General features: G+C 70.1%; 7 protein-coding genes and 1 riboswitch. Of the genes, 1 reads left to right on the forward strand and 6 read right to left on the reverse strand.

Annotation, left to right across the window (positions count from 1 at the left end):
- Positions 1-917 (reverse strand): ABC transporter ATP-binding protein (locus MIC448_RS07445; protein WP_243419923.1); only part of this gene is annotated, 917 nt, incomplete at its 3' end.
- Position 918: 1 nt separating this feature from the next.
- Complete coding sequence (locus MIC448_RS07450) at positions 919-1,560, reverse strand: ECF transporter S component (protein ID WP_036297976.1); 642 nt, start codon at positions 1,558-1,560, stop codon at positions 919-921.
- Positions 1,553-1,661: riboswitch (TPP riboswitch) on the reverse strand. It overlaps the preceding gene by 8 nt.
- 31 nt (positions 1,662-1,692) lie before the next feature.
- Here MIC448_RS07450 and MIC448_RS07455 point away from each other — a divergent pair.
- The gene (locus tag MIC448_RS07455) at positions 1,693-3,201 is read left to right on the forward strand and encodes a D-alanyl-D-alanine carboxypeptidase family protein (RefSeq protein ID WP_036297979.1); all 1,509 of its coding nucleotides are present in this window, start codon (positions 1,693-1,695) and stop codon (positions 3,199-3,201) included.
- A gap of 21 nt (positions 3,202-3,222) precedes the next feature.
- Here the strand turns inward: MIC448_RS07455 and MIC448_RS07460 are convergent, their stop codons facing one another.
- From MIC448_RS07460 to MIC448_RS07475, 4 genes are all read right to left on the reverse strand, one after another.
- Complete coding sequence (locus MIC448_RS07460) at positions 3,223-4,179, reverse strand: J domain-containing protein (RefSeq protein ID WP_036297981.1); 957 nt, start codon at positions 4,177-4,179, stop codon at positions 3,223-3,225.
- Between the two features lie 67 nt (positions 4,180-4,246).
- Positions 4,247-4,765: a hypothetical protein gene (locus tag MIC448_RS07465; protein WP_036297984.1), complete on the reverse strand. Its 519-nt coding sequence runs from the start codon at positions 4,763-4,765 to the stop codon at positions 4,247-4,249.
- On the reverse strand, positions 4,762-5,631 hold the full coding sequence (locus MIC448_RS07470) for an LssY C-terminal domain-containing protein (RefSeq protein WP_051513332.1): 870 nt from the start codon (positions 5,629-5,631) through the stop codon (positions 4,762-4,764). Before MIC448_RS07470 ends, MIC448_RS07465 begins: the two co-directional genes overlap by 4 nt.
- A gap of 48 nt (positions 5,632-5,679) precedes the next feature.
- Positions 5,680-6,674: enoyl-CoA hydratase/isomerase family protein (locus tag MIC448_RS07475; protein WP_036297990.1), on the reverse strand; the 995-nt coding region annotated here is incomplete at its 5' end.

Below are 6,674 nucleotides of genomic sequence, written 5' to 3' on the forward strand. Positions count from 1 at the left end.
CCCTTGACCCGACCGACCGTCAGGTCGCGGGCCTCGAGAACGACCGGACCGGGCGCGAGCACGGGTGGCGCGGGATGCCGCGGAGGGATGCCCGGAACCCAGACGCCACCCACGGCCAAGCGGGGCCCGAGTGCACCGAGAACGTCCGCGGGGGCGCCGTCGGCGAGCACACCGACGGCGGCACCATCGTGTTCGGCACCGCCTGTCTCGCCCCCGCCCATCTCGCCCCCGCCCGTCTCGCCGAGCACGATCACCCGGTCCACCAGCGGCAACCACACATCGATCCGATGCTCGACGACGATGAGCGTCGCACCGGTCCGCTCGGCCACACGCTCGACCGCGTCGCGCACCTCGCGAACACCCTCGGGGTCGAGGTTGGCGGTCGGCTCGTCGAGCAAAACGAGCCCCGGGCGCATCGCAAGCACGCCCGCAAGCGCGAGGCGCTGCTTCTGCCCACCCGAGAGGGCGGAGGTCGACCGATCGAGCGGCACGTCCAGCCCCACCGCATCGAGCGACTCACGCACCCGGCGCCAGATCTCGTCACGAGGGATGCCGAGGTTCTCGGCACCGAACGCCACGTCGTCCCCGACCCGCGCCAGGATCGCCTGACTGTCGGGGTCTTGCAGGACGAGCCCAGCCCGACCCCCGGCGCGAGCGGCGGGCGAACCATCGATCGTGAGCTCACCGCGCGACTCGCCCTCGTCGTCGCCCCCGAGCACCCCGGCGAGCGCGTGCAACAGGGTCGACTTGCCCGCCCCGGATGCGCCGAGCAACAGGACGCGCTCGCCCGGTTCGATGCGGAACGAGGCATCCACCACGGCCCAGTCAAGACGCGAGGCGAAGCGCCAGCCCCAGCCCCGCGCCTCGACTGAGACGGGTCGGATCAGCGCCCGCGGCGCGATCGAAGGATCCGTCACGTCAGACGCGCCGCGTGACCTCGCGTCCGGAGGCAAAACGGCTGAGCGCACCCGTCGCCGCCAGGCCCCGCGCAATGAACCACGCACCAGCACCCGCGATCACTGCGCCCGAGACGGTCGTGGCGGCGATGTAGACGAGGGTGAAGGTCGTGTCGGCACCCGCGTACCAGAGGATGCGGTCGTTGATTCCGCAGGCGAGCCCCGCACCGGCACCCGCGAGGATCGCGACGGGCAGGCGCCAGACGGCGTACGCGAAGAGGAGGAAGACGATCTCGGCGCCGAGTCCTTGCACGAGCCCCGACACGATCGTCAGCGGACCCCACTGGTTGCCGACGAGCGCCGAGATCACGGCCGCGAGCAGCTCGGTGTACAGCGCAGCACCGGGCTTGCGGATGATCAGGGCGCCCAGCACGCCCGCGATGAGCCAGGGACCGGCGAGCAGACCCTGCAGACCGGGAAGCAGCGGCGACAGGATCGAACTCGGGCCCTCGTATCCGATGTTCCAAACGAGAAAGATCGCGGCACATGCGACGCCGATGACGCTGGCGACGACGATGTCGACGACCCTCCAGCGCCAGGTGATGGCAGCGAATCCGCGGCGCCCGGTGGACGCGGGGGCAGATGTGGACGTGGACGTACTCATTAGTGCTCCTTCCTGCGCTGGCATGACCCAGATCAGGTTCGACGGTCGAAGCGTGGTCGCTTCCTCTCAGCCCGGCACACCGGACTCCCGTGGTTGACGGGATGAGTATAGCTGTCGCGGTACCGTAGGCGAATGACTTCGAACGACCCGCCGCACGAGCCCGTGCTCACTCGGCGGGCGTTGCGTCGGCAAGAAACAGGCGCGACGGACGTGACCGTGGAACCCCCCGTCGAACCCGCTGTCGACCACGCTGTCGAACCCACCGCGGCACCCACCGTCGTCGCAGAGCCAGCCATCACCGATCCACCTGCGACCGAGGTTCCCACGACCACGCGAGCGCTCGCCTGGGTGCGCGACGACGGCACGGCGACCGTGGCCCAGCCCGAGATCGCCCCGGATCCGGAACTCATCGAACGGTGGCCGCGTCGTTCCCCGCTCCGCCCGGGTGTGCTCGTGCCGCTCGGCAGCGTCGTGGGTCTGGTTCTCGTATACGTGGTCGCCATGCTCGTCTGGCCGCTCTATGCGGTCGCCCCCCGCGTCGATGCGGTCGCCGCGCAGACAGCGGCGGCTCCAGCGGCAAGCCCCGCCTGGCCTGCCGCGGGGTCGGCTTCTCTGGGCGTGGAGGGACTCGGCACGACCGCCGCGAGTTCGGACGAGGCCGTTCCGATGGCGAGCATCACGAAGGTCATCACGGCACTCGTCGTTCTGGACGCCCTCCCGCTCGCGGTCGGCGAGACGGGGCCCGAGTACACCTTCACGCGCGCCGACCGCACGGCCTACCAGAACACGCTCGCCGCCGATGAGTCCGCGCTCGACGTTCCCGTCGGTGGAACGCTGACGCAGTACCAGCTCCTCGAGGGCATGCTGATCGGCTCCGCCGGCAACTATGCCGACAAGCTCGTGGACGGCCTCTACCCCTCAGACGCGGTCTACGCCCGAGCGGCCATGCAGTGGCTCACCCAGCACGGGCTGGCGGGCATCACCGTCGTCGACTCGTCGGGCATCAGCCCCCGCAACACGGCCACACCGGCCGCGCTCGTCGCCCTCGCCCGCCGGGCTCTCGCGAATCCCGTCATCGCCGAGATCGTCGCCAAGCCCTCGGTGGAGCTTCCCGGCGCCGGTCTGGTCGAGAACACCAACGCCCTCCTGGGCGAGCCGGGCATCGTGGGCGTCAAGACGGGTCTGCTCTTCGATGACTACAACCTCTTGGCCGCGCGCGACATCACGATCGGCGACACGACCGTGCGGGCGTACGCCTCGGTGCTCGGGCAACCCGACAGCGAGACACGTTTCGCGGCCGCGCGCGATCTGCTGAACGGTCTCCACGCGCAACTCGCCCCGACGATCGCGCTGCCCGCGGGTTCGATCGTCGGCACGGTATCGACGTTGTGGGCCGATCCTGTCGACATCGTGACGGCCACGGACGGATCGGTCATCCTTTGGAACGGATCCCCCTCCTCTGCCGCCTCGGACCTCTCCCTCGGTGACGACTGGGCGGACGGCGCGTCCGTGGGGACCGTGACCATCAGCGGACCGATCGGCGAGGCCCAGGTCGAGGCGCTTCTCGCGGCAGAGGTCGAGGGACCGAGCCCGTGGTGGCGTCTGACGCATCCGCTCCAACTCTTCGGCATCGCCGACTGAGCCGCGGGCGAGCGGCGACGATCAGACGAAACGCACGCTCTGCTGCAGCCGGGTGCGGACGTCGAAGACCTCGTTGCCGCCCATGTCCCGCGCGCCCGGGATGCCACGGCGCAGCACCGTCGCGAGCGCGGCCCGACCGCACACCACGACCGGCAGCCCCCGCACGCGGCCGGCGTCGAGGATCGCCTGCGGCAGATCGTCGTCGGGCAGCACGACGATCGCGCCACTGAAGCGCACCCCGGCGGCGCGCGAGACCACACGCATCCGTGCGATCAGGTCGCCGATCGGTGATCCTTCGACGTCATCGCCCTGCAGTTCACCGCGTCGGAGCGTCACGGGCCCACCGAAGTCCTCCGACAACACCCCGTAGAGCCCGCTCGGGCCGAGGACGATGTGGTCGAGCTTCGCGTCGGGGTCATCGCCCCGACGGCCGGAAGCCGCGACATCGTGCCAGACCGTGAAGCCCATTCCGAGGTCGGCAACGATACGTGCGGTCGCCTCTTCGGCGAGCGCGTCCGCCAGCAGGCGGCGGATCTCGTGCGGGGCCGATCGCACCAGGGCCGGGGCATAGGGATCCTCGAGAGGGATACCGCGGCCGACCCACTCGCGCATCAGCGTGAGGTAGCGCTCGCGCCGCCAGCCGCCCGGGTGACCGTGTGCCCGCGCGCGGGGTCGGGTGTCGGCGCTCGGGCGCGCCGGACGCCAACCGGACGGGTCCGCGCCGGCACCTGCATCGGCATCGCCATCGGCGCTGAACGTCGCGAACCCGTGGCCGCGGTCGTATGCCTGACGGGCCTCCGGCGTGCCGATTAGTTCCCAAGCGCGCTGCACCCGGCCGAACGAGGCCGAGTCGCCTCCGGTGTCGGGATGCGTCGCACGTAGGCGCTGACGATAGGCCTTGCGCAGCTGCTCGTCGTCGACATCCGGTTCGACGCCGAGCACACCGTAGGCAGAGGTCGAGAGGGGACTGTCGAACACTGCACTGCCTCCTCCGCCGCCGCATGGGCGGACTCCAGGCTAACGCCCGCTGGCTGGGAGGCGCCGCTCAGCGTCGCTGACGACGCCGTGAATACGCCGCGGCCTGCCGGCTCGAGAGAGCGAGCAGAACCAGGATGTCGAGGCTCAGGGTGACGAGCGTCGTTTCGATCCGGATGTCTTGGCCACCGACCCACCACGTCGTGAACGCCGCCGAGATCGACACGACGGCGTACAGCATGACGAGCACACGCGCCCAGTTGTGTCCCCGATAGATCAACACAGCGAGGACGCCCTCGAGCAGCGTGGCGATCCCGCCGACCGTCAGGATCAGCACGAGCCCGATGGCCTTGAGATCCTCCGGCAGCTCCACATCATCGCCCAGCTCGACCTCGATGCTGTGCGCGACGTCGCCCCAGTTGAAGGCCAGGGCGGTGAGCCACAGAAAGCCCGCGATGACCCGCAGCATCACCAAGCCGGCACCCGCGCTGATCGCCGCCGGGCGAGGCATGTCAGGGTCGTAGCCCACGGGGCGCACGAGGTCGCTGGGCGATTCGAATGCCGGGCGCTTTTCGGGGGTCTTCGTCATGGGACACTCCCCTCGGTAGCAAGCAGGGTCTGCGCGACCGGCACCGGCACACCCGAGACATCCACGATCGGCAGATCACCGTCGGTACGGATGGTGTCGCCACCGCCGTTTCGTGCGTGATAGCCGCTCGAGAAGTCCTTGATCACGTCGATCCGGATCGTGGGCTCGGCCGCGACGAGCGTCTGGATGATGTGGTCGCGCTCGATGTCGGTGTTCGCGTCGATGCGGTGCGTGACCTGCAGAGTGAACAGCGAGAGCCCCACGGCCGTGTCGAAGGTACCCGCGGCGAGCCACTCGACTCGCGTGCCGCCCGGCAGCAGCCATCCGTCCGGGCATTTCCAGAACCGGACGTGGTGGCGCTGCGTGGGGCTGCCGTCGACCTCCTGCTGGTAGGCGAAATCCTGCTGCCGGCTGAACAAGAACAGGGGGCTCACGGGTGCCTCGTCGTAGCTCCGTTTGGTGAGCGTGGACGTGATGATCCGCCACGACGACGCGAGGGTCACCGGGTCGGCGCGTCGCCATCCCGCGGCCTGGAGCGCAGCCTCGATCTCTTCCGCCGTGCCGCGGAAGGCCAGGTTGACCGGGTCGCCCAGCAACCCGTCGCTCGTACGCGTGCGGCCGATGAAATAGTCGGGAACGTAGATCGTCGTGAGGATGCGATGCAGCCTCGGCAGCACGAGATAGGCGAGCACGACCCAGAACACGATCGCGAACGGGATGCCCCACCATCCGACGCGGAACGTCTCGGTGAACCCGAGGTAGGCGAGCCAGATGGCCGCCAGCCCCGCGAAGACGAAGAAGAACCAGTCCAGCGCCACACCCACCGAGTAGCGGCGTCTGCGGTGCGGGGGTTCCGACCGTTCCATAGGGTCACTCTAGGGATACCGCGCCCGAGCGTCAGCCCTCAGGCGCCCTCAGCCCCAGAGCGGCACGTCGGTGCGGAACGCAAACGCCTGCTCGGCGAGGTCGTCCGGCAGCTCGGCCAGCGACTCCGGTCGCCAGCGCGGCGCACCGTCTTTGTCGATCAGACGCGCGCGAACACCCTCCGGCAGGTCCGGTTGGGTGTGGGCGAACCACATGGCCAGCCCGTACTCGCGCTCGAGCGTGGTGCGCAGGTTCGGGTCGGTGCGGGCCGCGCGAACGGAGGCCAGCGTCACAGTCAGCGCGGTCGGAGACAGCGTTTCGAGCAGGTCGGCCGTATCGGATGCCTCGGGCTCGGGCCGCTCGCGGAGGCCCGCGACGATCGACGCCACGTCGGGGGCCGCGAAAACCGAGTCGATCCACGGCCGACGGCGAGCCAGCTCCGACGGCTCGGGCGACTCGTCGAACAGCATCGCGACCTCGGTGGCACCGCCCGGGTCGGCCCGCGATTCGAGGGCTTCGCGCACGGCGTCCAACCGCTCGGACGGTACGAGCAGGTCGGCGAATCCGGCGTAGATCGCGTCGGCCGCCGTCATCGTCCCGCCCGTCAGGGCGAGATACTCTCCCAGCCGTCCGGGGGCGCGGGCGAGCAGCCAGGTGCCCCCGACATCCGGCGTGAACCCGATCCGCGTCTCGGGCATTGCGAGCGCCGAGCGCTCGGTCACGATACGAACGGCGGCATGACCGGCGAGGCCGATGCCGCCGCCCATCGTGACGCCATCCGCGAGCGCCACAATCGGCTTCGGGTACTCGGCGATGGCGGCGTTCAGCGCGTATTCCTCGCGAAAGAATGTGCCGGCGCCCTCGGCATTGCCGGACATGATGCTCTCGGCCAGCCCCCGCACGTCGCCGCCGGCGCACAACCCCCGATCACCCGCGCCCTCGAGCAGGATGCGTTCGACGTCGTGTTCATCACGCCACGCCTCGAGCGCTTCGCGCAGGCCGCGTACCATCCCCAGGTCGAGCGCATTGAGCGCTTCGGGCCGCT

The organism is Microbacterium sp. C448, assembly GCF_000582705.2.
Classification (GTDB): Bacteria; Actinomycetota; Actinomycetes; order Actinomycetales; family Microbacteriaceae; genus Microbacterium; species Microbacterium lacus_A.